At 46.8% G+C, this 20,211-nt stretch carries 22 protein-coding genes; 12 read left to right on the top strand and 10 right to left on the bottom strand.

Annotated features, from left to right (window positions below; translation table 11 throughout):
- Window positions 1–20 precede the first annotated feature (20 nt).
- From ACOGW3_RS25835 to pgmG, 4 genes are all read left to right on the top strand, one after another.
- Window positions 21–746 carry a DnaJ domain-containing protein gene (locus ACOGW3_RS25835; protein WP_419905556.1) on the top strand — a complete coding sequence of 242 codons (726 nt, stop codon included), beginning with the start codon at window positions 21–23 and terminating at the stop codon, window positions 744–746.
- Between the two features lie 63 nt (window positions 747–809).
- Complete coding sequence (gene galU / locus ACOGW3_RS25830; RefSeq protein WP_419905555.1) at window positions 810–1,679, top strand: UTP--glucose-1-phosphate uridylyltransferase GalU; 870 nt, start codon at window positions 810–812, stop codon at window positions 1,677–1,679.
- Between the two features lie 36 nt (window positions 1,680–1,715).
- The gene (locus ACOGW3_RS25825; protein WP_419905554.1) at window positions 1,716–3,041 is read left to right on the top strand and encodes a UDP-glucose dehydrogenase family protein; all 1,326 of its coding nucleotides are present in this window, start codon (window positions 1,716–1,718) and stop codon (window positions 3,039–3,041) included.
- Between the two features lie 26 nt (window positions 3,042–3,067).
- Complete coding sequence (gene pgmG, locus ACOGW3_RS25820; protein ID WP_419905553.1) at window positions 3,068–4,441, top strand: phosphoglucomutase/phosphomannomutase PgmG; 1,374 nt, start codon at window positions 3,068–3,070, stop codon at window positions 4,439–4,441.
- 121 nt (window positions 4,442–4,562) lie between these two features.
- On the opposite strand, the gene ACOGW3_RS25815 is transcribed toward pgmG, so the two are convergent.
- Window positions 4,563–5,786: a serine hydrolase gene (locus ACOGW3_RS25815; protein ID WP_419905552.1), complete on the bottom strand. Its 1,224-nt coding sequence runs from the start codon at window positions 5,784–5,786 to the stop codon at window positions 4,563–4,565.
- Between the two features lie 252 nt (window positions 5,787–6,038).
- Here ACOGW3_RS25815 and ACOGW3_RS25810 point away from each other — a divergent pair, with 252 nt between their 5' ends.
- The 4 genes from ACOGW3_RS25810 to clpA all read left to right on the top strand — a co-directional run bounded on the left by ACOGW3_RS25810 (window position 6,039) and on the right by clpA (window position 10,842).
- A complete protein-coding gene (locus ACOGW3_RS25810) occupies window positions 6,039–6,719 on the top strand; it encodes a hypothetical protein (protein ID WP_419905551.1) in 681 nt (226 codons plus the stop codon).
- Window positions 6,720–7,135: 416 nt separating this feature from the next.
- Window positions 7,136–7,600 carry a phasin family protein gene (locus ACOGW3_RS25805; protein ID WP_419905550.1) on the top strand — a complete coding sequence of 155 codons (465 nt, stop codon included), beginning with the start codon at window positions 7,136–7,138 and terminating at the stop codon, window positions 7,598–7,600.
- A 283-nt stretch (window positions 7,601–7,883) separates the two neighbouring features.
- Window positions 7,884–8,210 (top strand): ATP-dependent Clp protease adapter ClpS, encoded by a 327-nt coding sequence (clpS, locus tag ACOGW3_RS25800; protein WP_419905549.1) that lies wholly within the window; start codon window positions 7,884–7,886, stop codon window positions 8,208–8,210.
- Between the two features lie 313 nt (window positions 8,211–8,523).
- Complete coding sequence (gene clpA, locus ACOGW3_RS25795) at window positions 8,524–10,842, top strand: ATP-dependent Clp protease ATP-binding subunit ClpA (RefSeq protein WP_419905996.1); 2,319 nt, start codon at window positions 8,524–8,526, stop codon at window positions 10,840–10,842.
- Between the two features lie 68 nt (window positions 10,843–10,910).
- Here clpA and ACOGW3_RS25790 read toward each other — a convergent pair whose 3' ends face one another.
- Window positions 10,911–11,840 (bottom strand): LysR family transcriptional regulator, encoded by a 930-nt coding sequence (locus ACOGW3_RS25790; RefSeq protein WP_419905548.1) that lies wholly within the window; start codon window positions 11,838–11,840, stop codon window positions 10,911–10,913.
- A gap of 207 nt (window positions 11,841–12,047) precedes the next feature.
- Between ACOGW3_RS25790 and ACOGW3_RS25785 the strand changes: the two genes are divergently transcribed.
- Entirely contained in the window at window positions 12,048–12,518 is a 471-nt protein-coding gene (locus ACOGW3_RS25785; protein ID WP_419905547.1) for an SRPBCC family protein, read from the top strand.
- An 86-nt stretch (window positions 12,519–12,604) separates the two neighbouring features.
- On the opposite strand, the gene ACOGW3_RS25780 is transcribed toward ACOGW3_RS25785, so the two are convergent.
- From ACOGW3_RS25780 to ACOGW3_RS25755, 6 genes are all read right to left on the bottom strand, one after another.
- Window positions 12,605–13,054, bottom strand: coding sequence for a DUF6896 domain-containing protein (locus ACOGW3_RS25780; protein WP_419905546.1), 450 nt, complete (start codon window positions 13,052–13,054; stop codon window positions 12,605–12,607).
- Between the two features lie 3 nt (window positions 13,055–13,057).
- Window positions 13,058–13,600 carry a suppressor of fused domain protein gene (locus ACOGW3_RS25775; protein ID WP_419905545.1) on the bottom strand — a complete coding sequence of 181 codons (543 nt, stop codon included), beginning with the start codon at window positions 13,598–13,600 and terminating at the stop codon, window positions 13,058–13,060.
- Window positions 13,601–13,661: 61 nt separating this feature from the next.
- Window positions 13,662–14,936 carry a M48 family metallopeptidase gene (locus ACOGW3_RS25770; protein WP_419905544.1) on the bottom strand — a complete coding sequence of 425 codons (1,275 nt, stop codon included), beginning with the start codon at window positions 14,934–14,936 and terminating at the stop codon, window positions 13,662–13,664.
- A 64-nt stretch (window positions 14,937–15,000) separates the two neighbouring features.
- A complete protein-coding gene (locus tag ACOGW3_RS25765; protein WP_419905543.1) occupies window positions 15,001–15,534 on the bottom strand; it encodes an inner membrane CreD family protein in 534 nt (177 codons plus the stop codon).
- Complete coding sequence (locus tag ACOGW3_RS25760; protein ID WP_419905995.1) at window positions 15,522–15,827, bottom strand: inner membrane CreD family protein; 306 nt, start codon at window positions 15,825–15,827, stop codon at window positions 15,522–15,524. The genes ACOGW3_RS25765 and ACOGW3_RS25760 overlap by 13 nt, the downstream gene beginning before the upstream one ends.
- A complete protein-coding gene (locus tag ACOGW3_RS25755; RefSeq protein ID WP_419901077.1) occupies window positions 15,828–17,060 on the bottom strand; it encodes an ISL3 family transposase in 1,233 nt (410 codons plus the stop codon).
- On the opposite strand from ACOGW3_RS25755, the gene ACOGW3_RS25750 reads away from it, so the two are divergent.
- Window positions 17,047–17,172, top strand: coding sequence for a hypothetical protein (locus tag ACOGW3_RS25750; RefSeq protein WP_419905542.1), 126 nt, complete (start codon window positions 17,047–17,049; stop codon window positions 17,170–17,172). The two genes, ACOGW3_RS25755 and ACOGW3_RS25750, sit on opposite strands and share 14 nt — an antisense overlap.
- Here the strand turns inward: ACOGW3_RS25750 and ACOGW3_RS25745 are convergent.
- The gene (locus tag ACOGW3_RS25745) at window positions 17,131–17,859 is read right to left on the bottom strand and encodes an inner membrane CreD family protein (protein WP_419905541.1); all 729 of its coding nucleotides are present in this window, start codon (window positions 17,857–17,859) and stop codon (window positions 17,131–17,133) included. The two genes, ACOGW3_RS25750 and ACOGW3_RS25745, sit on opposite strands and share 42 nt — an antisense overlap.
- Before the next feature lie 232 nt (window positions 17,860–18,091).
- On the opposite strand from ACOGW3_RS25745, the gene ACOGW3_RS25740 reads away from it, so the two are divergent.
- Complete coding sequence (locus ACOGW3_RS25740) at window positions 18,092–18,691, top strand: DUF1287 domain-containing protein (protein WP_419905540.1); 600 nt, start codon at window positions 18,092–18,094, stop codon at window positions 18,689–18,691.
- Window positions 18,692–18,855: 164 nt separating this feature from the next.
- On the opposite strand, the gene ACOGW3_RS25735 is transcribed toward ACOGW3_RS25740, so the two are convergent.
- Window positions 18,856–18,990 (bottom strand): hypothetical protein, encoded by a 135-nt coding sequence (locus ACOGW3_RS25735; protein WP_419905539.1) that lies wholly within the window; start codon window positions 18,988–18,990, stop codon window positions 18,856–18,858.
- Between ACOGW3_RS25735 and ACOGW3_RS25730 the strand changes: the two genes are divergently transcribed.
- On the top strand, window positions 18,977–20,209 hold the full coding sequence (locus tag ACOGW3_RS25730; protein ID WP_419901077.1) for an ISL3 family transposase: 1,233 nt from the start codon (window positions 18,977–18,979) through the stop codon (window positions 20,207–20,209). The two genes, ACOGW3_RS25735 and ACOGW3_RS25730, sit on opposite strands and share 14 nt — an antisense overlap.
- Window positions 20,210–20,211 lie beyond the last annotated feature (2 nt).

Genomic DNA, 20,211 nt, shown 5'->3' with positions numbered 1-20,211 from the left:
GATAGCGGAGTAAAAGAGTAATGCCATACTTTATCCTGGGACTAGGCCTCTTGGCAGGTTTGATCTTTCTCGCCCATTGGTACAGTCAGGCTAATCCCGCTATTGTTATCAAAACATTGAAAACGATCGTCTTTGGTACGGGCCTTCTTATTGCCTTATTTCTGATCTTTACCGGCCGTATTTTCCTCGTATTAGCTGCAATACCGTTGTTATTACCTTTCCTTTTGAGGTCTCGATCCCTTTTGCAGCGCTTGAAAGCGGCTACGGGGGGGACGCGTGGAAGTACTTCTCAAGTCGTTACAAGGTTTTTGCGTATGACGCTGGTACATGACAGTGGAGAAATGGACGGTGAGGTGTTGTCTGGAGCCCATGAGGGGTGCAAACTTTCAGAGCTTTCTCTGGTTGCCATTGAACAGCTTTATCGTGTTTACCTCATAGAGGAAAATAAGTCGGCTGACTTACTTTCTGCCTATGCCGAACGCCGATTTGGTTCTGATTGGCTGTGTGGTGAGGGGGGTAATACGGATGAACAGAGTAATGGAAACGGGACAGGCTTCTCAAGCCCAGCCATGGATCGGAAAAATGCTTTTGAGATATTGGGACTAGATGAAACTGCTTCTGAAGAGGATATTAGGGAAGCTCACAAAAATCTGATGCAAAAGTTACACCCCGACCATGGTGGAAACAACTATCTTGCAACCCAGGTTAACAGAGCAAAAGACGTGTTGTTAAAAGGCTCTGGTTGAGTTCCCAGTGTGACTGTGGCATGACCATGTTTAATTTTGTAATTGATGAGGAGTGGGGGATCTATGCGCCGCCCCGTACGTAAAGCGATTTTTCCGGTTGGAGGCCTTGGAACGCGGTTTTTACCCGCGACAAAGGCGATGCCTAAAGAGATGTTGCCGGTAGTTGATAAGCCCCTGATCCAATACGCGGTTGAAGAGGCAAAAGCAGCTGGAATAGAAGAATTTATCTTTGTTACTGGGCGCGGGAAAGCAGCGATAGAAAACCATTTCGACCGTGAGTACGAGCTCGAATCTGTTTTGAAAAATCGGGGAAAGGATAAAGAGCTCGACGATCTTTCAAGCCTTTTACTCGAAGCAGGCAGTGTTACCTATACCCGACAACAAGAACCTCTTGGTCTCGGCCACGCGGTTTGGTGTGCCCGTAATTTGATTGGCGATGAGCCTTTCGCGGTTTTATTGGCCGACGATCTTGTTCAAGCTGATACAGCTTGTCTTAAACAGATGGTCGATAGTTACCAGGACACAGGTGGGCATTTGGTCGCGGTTATGGATGTTCCCCGGGACCAAACTAATCGCTATGGTATTCTTGATGTTGTGGAAGATAACGGGTCTTTGGCTCGGGCACGCAGTCTTGTGGAAAAACCAAAGCCGGAAGATGCTCCTTCAACCCTGTCAATAATTGGCCGCTATATTCTGGATCCGTCAGTTTTTGATGAGCTTGATAAAAAAGAACGTGGTGCAGGTGGGGAGATACAGTTAACAGACGCTCTGGCCGCGACCCTGGATGAGGTTAACTTTCATGGCCTTCGTTTTGAAGGAACAAGGTTCGACTGTGGTAGCAAGGCAGGTTTCCTTGAGGCGACAATTGCCTTTGCGCTAGAGCGCGAAGACCTTGGCGGCAAAATGCGAAATATTCTTAAAAAGTATGCATGATGGCTACCTATTAGGTAGCTCTGAGGAGAAAAACGCATGCGCATTGCAATGATTGGCACAGGTTATGTTGGCCTCGTGTCTGGTACCTGCTTTTCCGAATTCGGTACGAACGTTGTCTGTGTCGATAAAGACAAAAGTAAAATTGATGGTCTTAAAAGGGGGGTAATCCCCATTTTTGAACCAGGCTTGGAGACCTTAGTAAAAAATAACTCCGAGGCTGGACGCTTAACCTTTACGACTGACCTCATGAAGGCAGCCAGCGAAGCGGATGCGATTTTCATTGCGGTGGGCACTCCTCCTGGTGAAAAAGATGGCCAAGCTGACTTATCTTATGTCTATCAGGCTGCCAAAGAGATTGCCGCGGTTATAAATGGTTATACTGTTATTATCACGAAATCGACCGTACCCGTAGGTACGGGGCGGGAAGTTGAGCGTGTTATTCGTGAAGAGCGGCCTGATGCTGATTTTGACGTTGTATCTAACCCTGAATTCTTGAGAGAAGGTGCCGCGATTAACGACTTTATGCGGCCCGACAGGGTTGTGATCGGGGCGGAAACCAAGCGAGCGCAGGACGTTATGTCTGAACTCTATCGCCCCTTGTTCCTGATCGAAACGCCAATTTTGTTTACCAAATTGGAAACGTCTGAACTTATTAAGTATGCAGGCAATGCGTTTCTGGCGACAAAGATATCCTTCATCAATCAGATGGCTGATCTTTGCGAGAAGGTCGGCGCGGATGTTCATCAGGTTGCCAAGGGTATCGGTCTTGACGGTCGTATTGGGCGTAAATTTCTTCATGCCGGACCTGGTTATGGTGGCTCTTGTTTCCCTAAAGATACCCAGGCGTTGGCTTATACGGCTCGCGAACACGAAGCCCCCGTCAGCCTGGTTGAAGATGTGATTGCCTATAACGACAATCGTAAACGCCAAATGGCTGATAAGATTCTTGCTCAGTGCGGCGGAGTAGTTGAGGGCAAGAAAATTGCGGTTCTTGGCCTGACTTTTAAGCCTAATACTGACGATATGCGTGATTCCCCGAGCCTTGATATTATTCCGATTCTTCAGGAAAAGGGCGCAAGAATAAGTGCCTATGATCCAGAGGGAATGAAAGAAGCATCGGAATTACTGTCGGATGTGGCTTACGGGGATAATGCTTATGAGATTATGGATGGTGCTGACGCATTAGTGATCATCACTGAATGGAACGAGTTTAGAAGGCTCGATCTCGCAAGAGTAAAGTCTCTCTTAGCTTCTCCTGTTATGGTTGATCTGAGAAATATTTATAATCCCGATGAAATGAAAGAAGCCGGGTTCGATTACCTGTGTATAGGTCGTCCTCTTTCAGCTTTCTCAAATGTTTAATTAAATGAAAACTAGGTTAGGTAGACGTGCATAACTTTCATCCAAGCATCATTCGTGAATATGATATCCGTGGAATAATTGACGAAACCCTTCACAAAGCTGATGCTTTGGCTATCGGGCGTGCCTTTGGGACAATTATTCGCCGTGCTGGTGGGGATAAAGTTGCTGTTGGATATGATGGCCGAACTTCCTCACCTGTCTTGGCAGAAGCGATCTCAGAAGGTTTAAGGGCATCAGGCATTACTGTCTATGCAGTTGGTTGCGGCCCGACACCGATGCTCTATTACGCGGCTTACACACTCCCGGTTGATGGGGGTATTATGATTACCGGCTCTCATAACCCGGGTAACCACAATGGTTTTAAGTTGGTGCATAATCGCCAAGCTTTTTTTGGATCACAAATCCAAAAAATCAATGAATTGGCACAAACCGGTGACTTTGAAAGTGGTAATGGTGATCTGATAGAGCACCCAATCTTTGATGATTACATCAAACGTTTGCTTGAAGAAGTGAGCTTTGATGGAAATGGCCTCAAAGTCGTTTGGGATGCTGGAAATGGTGCTGCAGGTGAGGCTATGACGGCATTGACCGCAGCGCTTCCAGGTCAGCATACGCTGCTTTTTGCCGATATTGACGGGTCTTTCCCAAATCATCATCCTGATCCTACGGTTCCAGAAAACCTAATCGATCTACAAAAAGCTGTGTCCGAGCAGGGGGCTGATTTGGGCGTTGCCTTTGATGGCGACGGCGACCGGATTGGATTGATCGATTCTGAGGGGGAGATCCTTTGGGGCGATCAGATCATGCTCTTCTTGGCAAAGGGGGTTTTAAAAGATCTACCTGGTGCAACGATTATTGCTGACGTAAAGGCAAGCCAGGTCCTCTTTAGCGAGGTGGAAAAAGCTGGTGGTAATCCTGTTATGTGGAAAACCGGCCACTCTCACATCAAGTCTAAGATGATTGAACTTAAGGCTCCTTTTGCCGGAGAAATGTCAGCTCATCTGTTTTTTGCTGATCGTTATTACGGTTATGATGATGCGCTCTATGCTGCAGTTCGTACGCTTAACCTAATTGCCCAAGAGGGTGTTTCTCTTAGCGAATTTCGTAAGTCTTTGCCTAAAGCCGTTAATACCCCTGAGTTACGCTTTGACTGTGAAGAGACACGCAAGTTTGCTGTGGTTGAGGAAGTAGCCGCACGCTTGGCAGCCGAGAACGCTGATGTGGTTTCAGTCGATGGCGTCAGGGTGAATACCGAAGATGGCTGGTGGTTGCTACGAGCTTCAAATACGCAGGCTGTACTCGTTGCACGTTGCGAAGCAAGCAGTGACGAAGGTTTGCAAAGGCTGAAAGATCAGTTAGCTGCACAACTCATTCAAAGCCAGGTTGAGATGCCTTCCTAATTTCATGTCTAACAGCCGGTGATTTATATCTCTTCGGCTGTTAGACAATGCGTTATCGCAATAAATAAGGCCTGTGGGTTTCATCACAGGCCTTATTTATTACTTATATATTGGTTAAGATTTAAAATAGCCCGGGTGGAACCGCGACACAGGACATCCGCTGTTCTTTGAGTTCCCGGCAAGCATTGCGTGCGGCGACCTCATCCAAGCCTTTTAGGCGCGCCCGGTAGAGAGAGCCCTCGGCTTTATCGACCTGCTGGATATGCACTTGAGTGCCACCATTGTTTGTCGAAATTTGAGCAAGAGCCTGATCCGCAGCCATCTTTGCTGGTTCGTATTTTTTGAAGGCTCCGACTTGAATGCCCCAATCACTAATGGGTTGGTTGACACTCGTATCTGCTTGTACAGCAGCAATTTGCCCAGGCAATTTGATATCGTTAGAGGCCGTGAGGGTCGGACGTGATTTAGGCAGCGGGGCAGCTTTGGCGAAAACACTTTCACGGCGAGGGTTGCGTTTAGGGACGGCGGGCAGTTTCGCTACCTGAGTTACGCCAACACGCTTAAAGCTTTTATCCAGAATTTCTTTCATGTGGCGATCACGTGAACGCCCGGTCTTGCCACCGAAAACAACGCCGATGAGACGGCGGTTGTTGCGCACGACAGAAGCCACAAGATTAAAACCAGAAGCCCGGGTGTAACCCGTTTTTACACCGTCAGTACCTTGATAGCTCGCAAGGAGCTTATTGTGGTTGCGATAAGAACGCTTTTTATAGGTATAGCTCGTAGTTGAGAACAAACCATAATATTGTGGGAAATCCCGTCTTAACGCGATGGCGAGAGTTGCCATGTCACGTGCCGTACTCAACTGTCCCCGGTTTGGAAGGCCGGAAGCATTGCGAAAGGTGGTCCGTTTCATGCCAAGCGCATGAGCTCGTTTTGTCATCATGCGGGCAAATGTGGTTTCTTTGCCACCAATAGCCTCTGCCATGACAACAGCAGCATCGTTGGCAGACTTTGTCACCAGGGCCATAATAACGTCTTTTGTTGCAATCGTGCTGCGATACTTTAAGCCCAATTTAGAAGGAGCCATACCCGCCGCGCGCCGAGAGACAGGAAGCTTCTGTTTCATTGTCAGCTTGCCCTTTTCTAAAGCTTCAAAAGCCATGTAGAGGGTCATCATCTTGGTGAGTGATGCGGGGTAATTTTTGGTATCTGCGTTTCTGCTATAGAGGATTTCGCCTGTATGAGCGTCCATTACGAGGGATGCGTATTTGGCCTGCGCAGGTGCCATGAGCACGAACAGGGTCAGAAGCATGGTGGATATAAGCTTCAGTCCTAGTGTCATTAATTCCCCCTCATTAATGGGATTGTTTAAAATATTTAGCCAGCGTACTGGATGTTATTACTCAAGACTGTCTTCTAACCATCTAGAACAGAAGGATTCTATATAAAAACGATTCTTCTGTCTAGTTGCCATTAGGATGACATATTTATCTTGTGAATTAGTGAAGATACAGAGCCAATATTAATAAATGGCAAAAATGGCGGAAATTAGTAAATTTTTTTAAAAGAGGACAAAATGCGTCTAGTTCCCACCTTGCCCTTGATTGTGGCGCCTCTATTACTCGTTACCGCCTGTGCTTACCAAGGCGATATTGATAAACCCTATACTCAAAAAGCAACCTGGTTCAGTTATGTGGGCGGGGATGATATTCGTGACCGGTGCGCCCCGGGAATTACTGAATATCGCTTTGTTTATAATGCCGTTTATGATGAGCAGCTACGCACTTATGAGGTCACTGGAACTCCGGGTGGTCCCGCAAAATTGATTTCTCGTGTTCAGGTCGGGACAGGGCTTAAAAGCAGCCAAATATCCGTGTCAGAACCACTTGCCCAGTTTGGATGGGAAAAATCCGTTACCGATTTGACGTCCGTAGAAGTATCTGAGCTAGAACAAGGATTAAAAGAGACCGGTGCAGGAGAACCTATTACCAAAGGGGCTCGGCTGAGATCTGATGATTTTTATTGGGTTTCGGCACTGTGTTATGACGGAGCTTTTGTTTTTAATGGTTGGAAGAAAAAGACCGATGGCTTTGATCACTTAAGTTTTATGCCTTTCTTACTTGGGCATGATGCTACCCAGATAGAGGTAAACCCCTTTAGGGATGTTGGAACCAAAAATGCCGCGCGTATGCATCAATCCAAGGCAGAGAAACAAAAACACTTTGATCTTGAAGTCGGCGATAATGGACTCGTAACGGGATTCTCTTTCTTTTAGTAAGGTGCTCTTAGAATAGAAATTCTTTAAAGTATATATAACTGACGAGCCGGTCGTTCCCTTTCGTATTCCAACTGATAAACAGGCAGAGCCAATTGAACTTTTACGTTCTGTGGCTCTCTGCCTGATTTACCAAGCCTTACAAGTAATAATAAATTCAATTTTCACTCTGACAGCCATTGGTTAGTTCGTGACAGTTGGGTTACAAATCAGTTATGTGTTTGTTGCAATGCAGCATTGTACTTGAAATCCTAATATAACTGTGTATGTTAGTAGTTATGTTGCGTTGCAGCATGAGTGAGTTGAAGAGTGTGTTGACGAATATGTTGTCTGGGGTGAGACGGATCGCCCTTTAAGATTTGACTACGGGGCCTGGGTGAAGTGCTCCGAACACAAAACGACCCTAGGAGACCAACGTGACAACAAACAACAAGAAAAAGACGGCAGGACCTACTGAACCTAAATCACAGGCACCAGAGGCGGAAGCGCCCAAAGCCCGTGTTATTGAAAATGAAATTGTGGAGAATATTATGAAATCAGGTATGGACGCTGCTGCGCTAGGTAAAGAAAATGCTGAACTGGCTGCCAAGTCAGCCGCAAGTTTTTTTGAAGGCTTCCAAAAAATGAACAACTTGTTCATGGGCATCGCTCAGGAAAGCATGAAAAAGAACATGGCTGTTGCTGAAGCTTTCATCGGCGCAAAAGACTTCAACGAAGTTTCTGACATTCAGTCAAAATTTGCCCGCGAATCTTTTGATGCCATGGTAAAAAACGGAACTGAAATTTCCGAACTTACAACCAAACTGACCAACGAAGCTGTTGAACCTGTTCGCAAACAGGTAACTGAAGCTGTTGAAAAGATGACAAAAGCTGCTGCTTAAGCTCTTTAGCTAATAGCGCTTTATGCCAAAGCCCCGCTCGTTGTGGGGCTTTTTGCATTTCTACTATGTGCCCGAAGAATAATCTGTGATCTTGGATAATTGTTCAAAACCTCATGGCGCCTTCTTGAACAGCACTGTTGGGACCCCTATAATATAAGCCGGACAGTAAATTGGTCTTTATGCCCTTTGGCTGGGCTTTTACATAAATTATAAAGTGTCTGTCAGTTATCATAACAGTGATCTGATGCCTGTAAGACAACTAAAGAGATCAGGTAAATTCTACATGAGTGGAAAAGAACGCGATAACGATTTTGGGACGTCAGATGACATCCTTGTAAAACCGCGCGAGAAAACAAAAAAGCCTTCTATGTACAAGGTTCTTTTGTTGAATGACGACTATACCCCTATGGAGTTTGTCATCCACATTCTGACCCAGTTCTTTGGCAAGGATCAGGACGACGCCACCCGCATTATGCTGCAAGTACACCAAAAGGGTGTCGGCATTTGTGGGGTGTATAGTTATGACGTTGCTGAAACCAAAGCGACACAGGTTGTTGATTTCGCAAGAAAGAATCAGCACCCTCTCCAGTGTATAGTGGAAAAGGATTAAGGCAGATGCCTTTTTTCGCGTCCAAATTTGGTCTCTTTGTACATTTAAAGTGATAATTCTCAGTTCAATTCAAACTATTTTTACTCTTTCTTCTTTTTTTTAAGGCTACAATATCCTTACAAACCCTCGGATTGAGACCTCAGAAATTAAAACTGAGGAAAGAGTTATTTCTCTGATGTCTTGCTGAGTGAATAGACGCTCCCTAGGTATAGTTTGTGATACTGGTCAAAGACATGAAATCGAGAGTTAGGGCTCTTGTTAGTGATTTGATGATCTGACCAAGATGGTTGTGAAGGGAAGTTAATTTATGGCGATGCTATCGAATAATCTGGAACAGACACTGCACAGAGCCTTGGCCTATGCCAACGAGCGCCGGCACGAGTATGCCACGCTAGAGCACTTGCTGTTGTCGCTCACAGAAGATCAGGATGGCATTGCGGTCTTTAGGGCTTGCGGTGTCGAGCTTGAGACCCTGCGCGAGGATCTGATCGATTATATCGACAACGATCTGTCCAACCTGACGACAATTCATTTAGGTGATGCAAAACCAACTGCGGGTTTCCAACGCGTTCTGCAACGGGCGGCCATTCATGTCCAGTCTTCTGGTCGTGAAGAGGTTACCGGCGCCAATGTACTGGTCGCGATGTTCTCAGAGCGCGAAAGCCATGCGGTGTTCTTCTTGCAAGAACAGGAAATGAGCAGGCTTGATGCGGTGAACTATATCAGCCACGGTATAACCAAGGTTGAGGGGCTGGAAGAAACCAGAACCGTTCACGGCGCGGATGACATTCTCGAAGAAGGCGGGTCACAAGCGGTTAAAGGCCGTGAAGCCATTGATGCCTATTGTGTGGATCTGAACCAGAAAGCCCGCGACGGCAAAATTGATCCGCTCATAGGTCGCGAGTCCGAACTTGACCGCACCGTTCAGGTTCTGTGCCGCCGGACCAAAAACAATCCGCTTTATGTCGGCGACCCCGGTGTGGGGAAAACGGCGATTGCCGAAGGTCTGGCCAAGAAAATCGTCGACGGTCATGTGCCGGAAGTCTTAAAAGATACCAAGATTTTCTCCCTCGATATGGGCTCTCTTCTGGCGGGAACCCGGTATCGCGGTGATTTCGAAGAACGCCTCAAAGGCGTGGTCAAAGAAGTCGAAGCTATGGACGGCGCGGTACTCTTTATTGACGAGATCCATACAGTTATTGGTGCTGGTGCCACATCCGGTGGTTCCATGGATGCCTCTAATCTCTTGAAGCCGGCGCTGCAAAATGGAGAGCTGAGCTGCATTGGCTCCACTACCTACAAAGAATACCGCAATCACTTCGAAAAAGACCGCGCGCTGGTCCGTCGTTTCCAGAAAATCGACGTGGCAGAACCTTCCATCGAGGATGCGGTAAAAATCCTGCGTGGTTTGAAGCCTTACTACGAAGAACATCACAAGGTGAAGTATTCCAACGAAGCCTTGCGCACAGCAGTTGAACTTTCTGCGCGTTATATCGGGGACCGTAAGTTACCCGATAAAGCGATTGATGTGATCGACGAAGTCGGTGCTTCTCAGATGCTTTTGCCCGAAGACAAGCGCAAAAAATCATTGGGCGTCAAGGATGTTGAGGCCGTCGTGGCCAAGATCGCCCGGATCCCACCAAAATCCGTCTCCAAAGATGACAAATCTGTCCTCAAAAATCTTGAGCGTGATCTCAAGACCATGGTTTACGGGCAGGATAATGTGATCACGTCACTGGCTTCCGCGATTAAATTAGCCCGTGCTGGTTTGCGGACGCCTGAAAAACCAATCGGGAGCTATCTCTTCACCGGACCAACAGGTGTTGGTAAGACGGAAGTGGCGAAACAGCTGTCCCACTCTCTCGGGATTGAGATCACTCGTTTTGATATGTCGGAATATATGGAACGCCACGCGGTCTCTCGCTTGATCGGTGCGCCTCCGGGCTACGTTGGTTTTGATCAGGGTGGTTTGTTAACCGATGCGGTTGATAAGACGCCCCATTGTATCCTGCTGTTGGATGAGATCGAAAAAGCCCACCCGGATATCTTCAACATTCTGTTGCAGGTGATGGATAATGGCCGTCTCACCGATAACAACGGTAAGACAATTGATTTCCGCAATGTGATCTTGATCATGACATCCAATGCCGGGGCTGCCGATATGGCAAAACCTGCCTTTGGTTTCGGTCGGGAAATGCGCGTTGGTGATGATGAAGAGGCCGTGAACAAAATGTTCTCGCCTGAATTCAGAAACCGCCTCGATGCTGTTATCCCGTTCAAGAACCTGTCCCCTGCGGTTATGGCCAAGGTTGTCGACAAGTTCATTATGGAACTGGAAACCCAGCTTACGGATCGTCAGGTTAGCTTTGATCTCGCACCAAAAGCCAAGAAGTGGCTTGCGACCAAAGGCTATGACCCGCTCTATGGTGCGCGTCCTCTTGCCCGCGTGATCCAGAACAAGATCAAGAAGCCTCTGGCTGAAGAGTTGCTGTTTGGCAAGCTCACCCGCGGCGGGACAGTTCGCATCGATGTCAAAGACGACGAGTTGACGTTCAGTTTCCCGGAAGAGCCTAAGGGTAAAGACCCTAAGGGATCAGGACCTAAAAAGTCGAAGCGGAAACAGCCTGCTTAATTGGGTTTCATACTGAGAATATAACAAAGGGGTACTGATATCAGTGCCCCTTTTTGTTTAGGCTGGCATTAGTATTGGGATACTTTATTTTTAGATAACGTGTCCTTGTCCCAAAACTCATCTTTCCTTGATTTAATCTGTTCGGCGAGAAAGTCGACCAGCAGGCGAACACGTGCGGTTTTTCGCAGGTCGCGATGAAGCAGCAACCAGATATTTCGGTAAGGTATGGGCTTCTGATAAGGAGCTCTTATCAGATCTGGATGGCGGTCACCCAGGCAACAGGCAATTTGTGTCATGCCTAGGCCTGCCGCTGCCAAGGTAAGGAGGGGGACGATCTCTGAAACGCGGTGGCGTAATTTGGCTTTGGGGTAAAAGCTCTCGGATATCCATTTGGCGGTGGTATCGCCTTCTGGTTCTCCCCATCCCAGAAAGCTCAGGCCTTCTCCACCGTTATCATCAATTATTCTTGCATAGTCTTTGCTGCAATAGACAGCTGAAGAAAGCTGAACCAATTTCCGGCCGACAACATCCTGGGTCACTTCGTCGGCAATCCTGATGCTGACATCAGCCTCTCGCCGGGTCAGGTCGGCAACAACATTGGTAAAGGTTATGTTCAGGTCAATGTCGGGATATTGCTCTGAGAAGAGGGCGAGGTCATCCGTGATCGATGTCATCGCCAAACCATGGGGCAGGCTGAGATGAATCGTGCCACTGGGCAGGGCATCACGTCCAATGATGAGCCTGGATGCTGCAGTCATTTCTTCTTCGACCCGCTCCGCATGGGGGAGGAGGTCTTCGCCAAGCTGCGTCAGCACCAGCCCTGATTTGGTGCGGTCAAACAGACGACTGCCGACATTTTCTTCCATAAAGGTCAGGCGCCTCGAAACTGTGGCGTGATTGGCGTTAATGCGATCTGCTCCACCACGTAAGGTGCCGCTCCGCGCAACGGCGAGAAAGTATTTTAAGTCATCCCAATTAAACGAGTGGCGTTCTTTCAAGGTTTAGCTTCCAGCCCAGTTCTTCAGTAGTGTGTTTCATTTTTGAACCACAGTGTTCAGGTTTCTCTCTCTTACGGATCATTTTCATCGATGCTATCTAATGAGGCAAGGGTTCAGAGAAAGTTTTTGCGCGTAGATGCTTTCAGTCATCACGGAAGCAACCTTTCCAATCACCCGTTTTTATTTCAGAAATGAAAGTGGAAGAAAATGGTCACCATTTCCGTAGAGAAAATTGTCAACGCGCCTGTTGCGTCCGTTTGGGCCAGTTGGGATGACTACGCCAATATTTATAAATTTCACCCGGGCTTGAATAATTCCTACCTTCTGGAATCTAAAAATACCACTGGCATGGGCGCTTTACGCCAGTGTGATTTCACGGATGGCAAAACCTTTTTGAAAGAAAAGGTCATCGGTTATGAAAAAAACAGCAGAATGCGCATTGAGATCTTTGACACCAATGCGCCGATCAAAAAGGCTCAGGCGCTGTTCGATTTTACCAACATCAGTTCCAACCAGACCCGTGTTGTCATGACCATGACCTTTACCCCCAAAATGGGTCTGCTTGGCAAACTGTTGACGCCAATCATGAAAAAGCAGTTCACCAAAGGCCTAACTGCCCTCTTGGAAGGCAATGCCAAGTATGTGGAGGAAATGGCTGTGCTGAAGTCAGTTGCGTGAGTTAGGAAGGAGCGGAAGTCTTTACACTTCCGTTCCAATTTGTGATGACGGGGATACATCTACTTAGAGATTTGTTCTATGGACGATTAATTTAGCCAATAAAGACCATTTGGTTTTGTGTGCTGAACAATGGTGTCCCGTTCAATGAGATGGTTGAAGTATTTTTCAATCGTTTCTATATTTTCAAACTGTGGGTACATCGAAGCGATGGCTTCGTTATCACTTACGAACGAGGAAATTCTCCAGACGTCAAATCCACCAACTGAACAGTCTAAATCAAATTCAAAATCAATATTTATGCCTGGACTTGTAATGTAACAGCCTGAACCATGGAAATAGTAGCTCAAACCCTTTGTTTTAAACTCGGCTTTTTGAGGGAGTTTTAACGATATCCATAGAGTTAAGTCGTCAATATCGAGGTTATTTAAAAGCTCACCAGATAATTCGTCCAGTGTCTTCGTATAGAGTTTAATAAGCTCAATCAATTGCTCAGCTTTACGACGTTTTGCTCTAGAAAACCCAAGTTCGTCTTTCAAACTCTACACGCCTTTAACAGAGTTGTTTCTTAAAGAATTCCAGTAAGCGACTTCTTTAACCTCAAAGTATTTCCAGAGTGCTTCTTCCCCATGCTTTTTTTTATAAATCAATTCCTCATCAAATAGGGGGACTAATTGGATGAATTTAATGTTTTTATTTTTATGAGATAATGGCGGAATAATATCGGTTCCATCCGTAAACATGAAACTTTTAGCTTTTGTTTTTGGCCATAAATTAAACGCCAGCGTAATAGTGTCTCCACTGGAGGGAACGTCATTGGTACCATTCCCGTCAAACGCTACTTCTGCTAATGCTTCAACAATATCATCAGCTGCGGGTGTTATACCTATAAAAAATTCACAGCTAGACTGATCATCGCCAAGGTTTTCATTCGCTCCTATTGTTGCGTACATGGTCACCCCTTCTCCACATTGTTCCTCAGTCCATTTATAGATCTCTACCGCTCTGCCATCTTGAGTAATATACTCAGCTTCTCTTTCTGGTTTTCCATATTTGTTAAGATAGTAGTTTGCTATCACGGACATAATTTGAATCCAATTTCAGAAATGTTACCTCCAAGAGTTTCGTGTCATAAGCACTCTGCCTCTACCGCTCAGGAGCCCAGTCGGAAATCATTTGTCGGCCAACAGTTTCTTCCAATTGTTCAAGTTCGGCTTCAATAAGGGATTGATCTTCTGCTGCAACGATAACCGAAGCTTCGGCCACGGGATGGGCTGCAAGGAATGCCAGACGTTGCCGGGTTGGTGGATGAGTGGCATCCAGGCGTGCATTCTCCCGATGTGCCAGTCGATCAAGACGTTCTAATTCGCTCACCGGAAGGTTTCTAAAATACGAGACGAACTTAGTAAGTACTTGCTTGCCTGATTGCTGTGTGTGGACAATAGATTTGTTTGCAAATATCTCAAGATGTACCGCAAAGGAGGATTTCTGCAAGCCATCGCTCATAGCTTGTGTACCCGATACAGTGGTCGCTAAATAATCAGCCAAAAATTCCGCGATCTGCGACTGACGCCAAACGAGATGGTATAATCCTAAGTACACGAGTTCAACTAACAAGGACACAGTCCATAAAAGATAATGCAGAAGCATCTGTGTGAAGTTGGAATCCTGATCATACTCTGGTCTCAGAAAACGTATTAAGTGTTCCAAAGTGTCCAGAGCAGTTCCGATAACCATGCCCCGTGTGGTATCTCCATTTGCACCATGAGAAAATTCATGTGCAAGAATGGCTATCCGCTTTGGCCAGGTCTGTACCAACCACATCGGCAATCCGATTACCAACAACGTTTTTCTTGGTATTCCGACCCTGGCAAAAGCAGCGTTGTAATCGCCATCTATCTGTATTCCGTCAGCTCGGGGAGAGCCAACTTTGTCTGCAATCTGGTCGCTCAATGCAAAGAGTGCGGGGGCATCCTGTCTACTCAGGCAGTCTTTGGGCATAGAACCAAATCTTGGGCGCATACTCCAGGCTAACCAAAGTAGGGATGCCCCGATTAGCATCAACAATATCGCTGGCCAGCCAAAACTGAGCGCGTAGAGGCCTAGGCCAGCCATTGCGATTGAAAACAGGTGAATGGTGAATGAAACAGTGAAGGCCAGTATTTTTGAGACGGTCAAGCGTGGCCGCAAATTCTCAGGATCTTGGTTGAGAACGGACTGGTAAACACTCTCGCCCTGAGAAATGCCGATCTTTTGGTATATCTTTGCAATATGGCTAGAAGTATTACCAGCTTCTTCGGCACCTAAATTCCATTCACATTGCGGACACCAACTCGGAAACTCTCTATAAGAATGAATGTTGGTGCCGCAGTCTGGGCAAGGCTTATCTTGGATCTCTGATTTTAATGCTACACTGGTCATTCTTATACCCCCATAAAATAACCGAGACCGACCTGATGTTTGTAGCTCTCGTGGTTCGAGTGGCCTACGTTTCCAAGACTTCCTTATCAGAAGAGATAACAATGTTATCTTTTTCAGGAACTCTGTTCAGGTTTCGTGTCATGTACATCATTACGAGCAATACGAGTAAAAGCAAGCCGCTGCCCATGGTTAGGGCGTAGTCTTCCATCTGCAGGATGGAGTAGAGGAAACCATATAGCGTGCTGAGTAAGGCGCCGATGGCGAGGCCGTTGGTTTTGTCACGTGTTGCAGAGGTGATGTAGCTGGCAATCGACAACACGGTGACACCTGCGGCGAGCGAATAGGACAGGCTAAAGCTGATGTGTTCAGACAGCGTCAGCAGCAAAAGATAGAACACCGAGAGTGAGACCCCGACCAGGAGGTATTGTACCAAGTGCAGACGGATACCGCGGGTAAACTCGAACACCAATAGCATCAGATAGGTGAGAGCCACGAACATGATGCCGTACTTGGCTGCGCGGATGGAGGTGCCGTAGTGGGACACGGGCTCAAACAGTTGCGCTTCGGCGATGATCTCACCCAGGTTCAGGTTGTCCAATTGTTAAAAACCTGTGGATAGTTGCGCGAAAGATGGCTGACTTCCCAGGTGGCAGAAAAGTTATCGGAGGTGATATCCCGGGTGCTTGGTAGGAATTGACGAAAGCTTGGGTGGGGCCAGTCGGCCGAGATATCAATTTTTGTGTTCATACCAAGCGGAATAGCACTGATATTTCGGCTGCCACGCAGGGTGGTATCAAACGCAACAGAAAAGCTGGAAAGATCTTGCTTTGGGTCGATCTGGGCGGAAAATCCCCGGCTGAGAAAGGCACTTCTCCGCTTTGTTGAGTAGATTTAGGATTTCAAATAGAGCATAGATTGATTATCTGGAATGGATGATTGTCTAATTTTGAGTTTGAAGTATTCGGTATCCTTGATGCCTCTGGCTCGCTTACGGATCATTCCTATACTGACATTACCAGCCTCTATCCTGGCGCTTGTGAGCTTGTGTTTGGCGTAGTTGCAGATGCCCACACAATGTTTCCGTAGGGATTTCGCGAACTTTTTTAGATAGAGCATCTGTGACTGATCTGCTATCAGGCACCAACGTTCCAGTTGCTCCGCCATCGCCTCAAATGAAGCGGCACTCCACAGCAGCTGAAGCTGTTCTTTCAAGACGTAAAGTGCATTCAGGTTGCTATTGCTCTCCAGCAACCTTTGCAGCTTGTCACTTTGTTTTTCACTCAACTTATCCGCATTTTTGAGCAACAGATAATGTGTCCCTTTCATCAACTCTTTACCACTTGGATCGGCCTTTCTGAACTCAAGTCGACGCTGATTATGGATAGCTTTGCTGTAGTTTTTCATGACGTGGAAACGGTCAAATACTATGTCGGCCAACGGCAAGGACTCTCTGACAGCCTTTTGGTAGGCAGGCCCCATATCCATCGCTACGGCCTTTATTTTGCAGGCTGTATCTGGTTGCAGTTGTTTCAAAAACCTTGAAAAAACCTCGGCAGTTCGGCCTGCTTCAACCCAGATCAGATGACCGCCAACCATATCGTAGACCACCGTCATGTAGTCATGACCTTTCGCCCGGGCAACTTCATCTACACCAATATATTCCAAGCCAGTTAGCTCTGCAGGATCAAGCGTAGGGAGAGTTTCAATAAGGTATGCCCTGTCGATATTCTTGACCGTTTCCCATCGTATATCCAAATGTCTGGAAACCGCTTGAATAGACATATGCCGACATAATCCACTGATCAGTCGGCAAAATCGGTGAGTGAAACGGCACCCTTTATCAACAAAATCACACCCCTCAATGCGGCGTTCGCCCTTGTTAATATAAACCTGCGCCAGCTCAATCTCGACCACACAAGGATACCCAAAAAGGGGGATGTCGTTTACTTGTCGGCGGACATGCTGGTTGATGCTTCCCTTCTGGCCTGTAGCAGGGTCTATAGCCCTCCTACGCGCGTCTCGGCTGCAGTGAATGACAATCTTAACACCGCCGTCATCCAGTTTAATTTCATTTACACGTTGCCCTTTGAGGCCTAAAATATGCTGCGAGATGTTGATTGTCATATACCTGCTCTATGTAAAGTTATCAGAAACCATACATATCAACAGGTTACTTGGCGGTCGGCATCTTTTTCTACTCAACAAAGCGGAGAAGAGCCCTGAGAAAGTTATTTGATAGTCCCGTCCCCGGCATCAATTCCAGTTTTTTTCCGGCAAGAGTGACCGTGGGAGAAGACCCAATGCCACTGTTATCAGTGAGCGCTATGGCGATATAGGCTTGATCATAATGGATTTTTTGCAAGTTCTTGATCGGTGGTGGATCCAAATGAAAGCTCGCAGAGCCTTTGACATCGGCGGTATAGACCAGGCTTTTATATATGGAGCGTTCGCGAAATCCATGCTCCAGATGGCTTTTGAGTTTGAGTTGATCAGGTAGGATGATCAGCTTGTCATGGCCAACCACGATCTTGTCCTTGCCATTGCTATCTGTAACCCGTGCTTCGGTAGTATAGGGGATTACAAGAAGCGGGGCTGCGATGGTCTGTTCCTGTCCCCATTCCTGATCTGTTTCATAGAGGACAGAACGATAAAGGCTGTGCCGCTCGTTCATGAGATCGTGCACCAACGCGGTTGGGATCAACATTAAAAGCGTCAAAAAGCCAATGATCACGGCCTTGACCATAAGCGGGTTCGAATTGGCAAGCCGTCCGCTGAGATCCCCTGTGAGACTTCCTGAAAATCCTGACGTTTGTTCCGCATAACGGCTATAGAGCCAGCGCAAACAAACCAGCCCAATTATCGCGCAAATGCCCAGAAATATGACAATGGCGATGACGATAAGTACCGTCGTAAAGTCGATCATGTTTCCTCCCCCTTAAAGGAAAATTGAAGTGTATTGATTCATATAACTGCCAGAAGAAAACGCACGGTGTTCAGGCAATCTGTTCAGATGTGATGAGGGGGATCTTGAGGGAGGAATGCGCAAATAGTTTGAAATCAATGGGGCAATTCAAAGCCAAGATTTCATAAAGCCGCCTTACTGCGTCCTGATTGGTTTGCAAGATTTGAAGAGCTTAACCAAACAGGGAACGATAATGAATTGGAGAACTTCGAGTGGTATTCTTGTTGCCGTAAGTCTTGGTCTATCTTTTCAGTCCCAAGCAGACACATCCTTTGGCTCCTCCTTGGCCGAGGCGGCTTTGGATCGAACTGAACAAAGCATCATCTATGACGGTAGTTACCACGCCATGTCTTATCCTGGTGGAGATGTTCCCGCGGGTATTGGGGTGTGTAGTGATGTGGTGATCCGGAGTTACCGGGCATTGGGGATTGATCTGCAAAAGCTGGTGCATGAAGACATGCGGGTAAATTTTGCAAGCTATCCCAAGATCTGGGGCCTGAAGACGACGGATCAAAACATTGATCACCGCCGCGTTCCCAACCTCCGGGTATTCTTTACCCGTAACGGTCAGTCTCTGGTGCCAACTCAAGATCCTGCGGATTACTTTCCCGGTGATCTTGTTTCGTGGAATTTGAACGAGAGTGGATCGCTGCCTCATATCGGTATTATCAGTGATCAAAAATCAGCCGATGGCATTCCGCTCGTCGTGCACAACATCGGCGCAGGCCCTAAATTACAAAACATGCTGTTCGACTACAAAATCACCGGACATTACCGTTATCAAAGGCAGTAGGTCGAAGCGATATCTATTAAAAGGGCGCTCTATTTCTTTTGATTGACCAGCTCACGGCCTCTGATCCAATAAAGAAGGAGGAGTTCCTGATCTCTTCGATTGTCCAATGCTCGTGGTTCAGATCTTTTGAGCCAAGCGGATCAAAATTAAGGTACAAAACCCTGTCATGGTAAAAGCTGATGATTTCGTAGGCTCTTCTCCGCTTTGTTGAGTAGAAAAAGATGCCGACCGCCAAGTAACCTGTTGATATGTATGGTTTCTGATAACTTTACATAGAGCAGGTATATGACAATCAACATCTCGCAGCATATTTTAGGCCTCAAAGGGCAACGTGTAAATGAAATTAAACTGGATGACGGCGGTGTTAAGATTGTCATTCACTGCAGCCGAGACGCGCGTAGGAGGGCTATAGACCCTGCTACAGGCCAGAAGGGAAGCATCAACCAGCATGTCCGCCGACAAGTAAACGACATCCCCCTTTTTGGGTATCCTTGTGTGGTCGAGATTGAGCTGGCGCAGGTTTATATTAACAAGGGCGAACGCCGCATTGAGGGGTGTGATTTTGTTGATAAAGGGTGCCGTTTCACTCACCGATTTTGCCGACTGATCAGTGGATTATGTCGGCATATGTCTATTCAAGCGGTTTCCAGACATTTGGATATACGATGGGAAACGGTCAAGAATATCGACAGGGCATACCTTATTGAAACTCTCCCTACGCTTGATCCTGCAGAGCTAACTGGCTTGGAATATATTGGTGTAGATGAAGTTGCCCGGGCGAAAGGTCATGACTACATGACGGTGGTCTACGATATGGTTGGCGGTCATCTGATCTGGGTTGAAGCAGGCCGAACTGCCGAGGTTTTTTCAAGGTTTTTGAAACAACTGCAACCAGATACAGCCTGCAAAATAAAGGCCGTAGCGATGGATATGGGGCCTGCCTACCAAAAGGCTGTCAGAGAGTCCTTGCCGTTGGCCGACATAGTATTTGACCGTTTCCACGTCATGAAAAACTACAGCAAAGCTATCCATAATCAGCGTCGACTTGAGTTCAGAAAGGCCGATCCAAGTGGTAAAGAGTTGATGAAAGGGACACATTATCTGTTGCTCAAAAATGCGGATAAGTTGAGTGAAAAACAAAGTGACAAGCTGCAAAGGTTGCTGGAGAGCAATAGCAACCTGAATGCACTTTACGTCTTGAAAGAACAGCTTCAGCTGCTGTGGAGTGCCGCTTCATTTGAGGCGATGGCGGAGCAACTGGAACGTTGGTGCCTGATAGCAGATCAGTCACAGATGCTCTATCTAAAAAAGTTCGCGAAATCCCTACGGAAACATTGTGTGGGCATCTGCAACTACGCCAAACACAAGCTCACAAGCGCCAGGATAGAGGCTGGTAATGTCAGTATAGGAATGATCCGTAAGCGAGCCAGAGGCATCAAGGATACCGAATACTTCAAACTCAAAATTAGACAATCATCCATTCCAGATAATCAATCTATGCTCTATTTGAAATCCTAAAT

Source organism: Kiloniella sp. (assembly GCF_965205715.1).
In the GTDB taxonomy this organism is placed as follows: Bacteria; Pseudomonadota; Alphaproteobacteria; order Kiloniellales; family Kiloniellaceae; genus Kiloniella.
Note: the sequence above shows the minus strand (reverse complement) of the source record. Positions and strands in the feature narration are given on the sequence as shown.

What these genes read in the sequence shown, in the direction of transcription:
- ACOGW3_RS25835 (WP_419905556.1), top strand. Translation starts at nt 21, where the DNA reads ATGCCATACTTTATCCTGGGACTAGGCCTCTTGGCAGGTTTGATCTTT.
- galU (WP_419905555.1), top strand. Translation starts at nt 810, where the DNA reads ATGCGCCGCCCCGTACGTAAAGCGATTTTTCCGGTTGGAGGCCTTGGA.
- ACOGW3_RS25825 (WP_419905554.1), top strand. Translation starts at nt 1,716, where the DNA reads ATGCGCATTGCAATGATTGGCACAGGTTATGTTGGCCTCGTGTCTGGT.
- ACOGW3_RS25815 (WP_419905552.1), bottom strand. Translation starts at nt 5,786, where the DNA reads ATGACACTAGGACTGAAGCTTATATCCACCATGCTTCTGACCCTGTTC.
- clpS (WP_419905549.1), top strand. Translation starts at nt 7,884, where the DNA reads ATGAGTGGAAAAGAACGCGATAACGATTTTGGGACGTCAGATGACATC.
- clpA (WP_419905996.1), top strand. Translation starts at nt 8,524, where the DNA reads ATGCTATCGAATAATCTGGAACAGACACTGCACAGAGCCTTGGCCTAT.
- ACOGW3_RS25785 (WP_419905547.1), top strand. Translation starts at nt 12,048, where the DNA reads ATGGTCACCATTTCCGTAGAGAAAATTGTCAACGCGCCTGTTGCGTCC.
- ACOGW3_RS25775 (WP_419905545.1), bottom strand. Translation starts at nt 13,600, where the DNA reads ATGTCCGTGATAGCAAACTACTATCTTAACAAATATGGAAAACCAGAA.
- ACOGW3_RS25770 (WP_419905544.1), bottom strand. Translation starts at nt 14,936, where the DNA reads ATGACCAGTGTAGCATTAAAATCAGAGATCCAAGATAAGCCTTGCCCA.
- ACOGW3_RS25750 (WP_419905542.1), top strand. Translation starts at nt 17,047, where the DNA reads ATGTTGATTGTCATATACCTGCTCTATGTAAAGTTATCAGAAACCATA.
- ACOGW3_RS25755 (WP_419901077.1), bottom strand. Translation starts at nt 17,060, where the DNA reads ATGACAATCAACATCTCGCAGCATATTTTAGGCCTCAAAGGGCAACGT.
- ACOGW3_RS25745 (WP_419905541.1), bottom strand. Translation starts at nt 17,859, where the DNA reads ATGATCGACTTTACGACGGTACTTATCGTCATCGCCATTGTCATATTT.
- ACOGW3_RS25740 (WP_419905540.1), top strand. Translation starts at nt 18,092, where the DNA reads ATGAATTGGAGAACTTCGAGTGGTATTCTTGTTGCCGTAAGTCTTGGT.
- ACOGW3_RS25730 (WP_419901077.1), top strand. Translation starts at nt 18,977, where the DNA reads ATGACAATCAACATCTCGCAGCATATTTTAGGCCTCAAAGGGCAACGT.
- ACOGW3_RS25735 (WP_419905539.1), bottom strand. Translation starts at nt 18,990, where the DNA reads ATGTTGATTGTCATATACCTGCTCTATGTAAAGTTATCAGAAACCATA.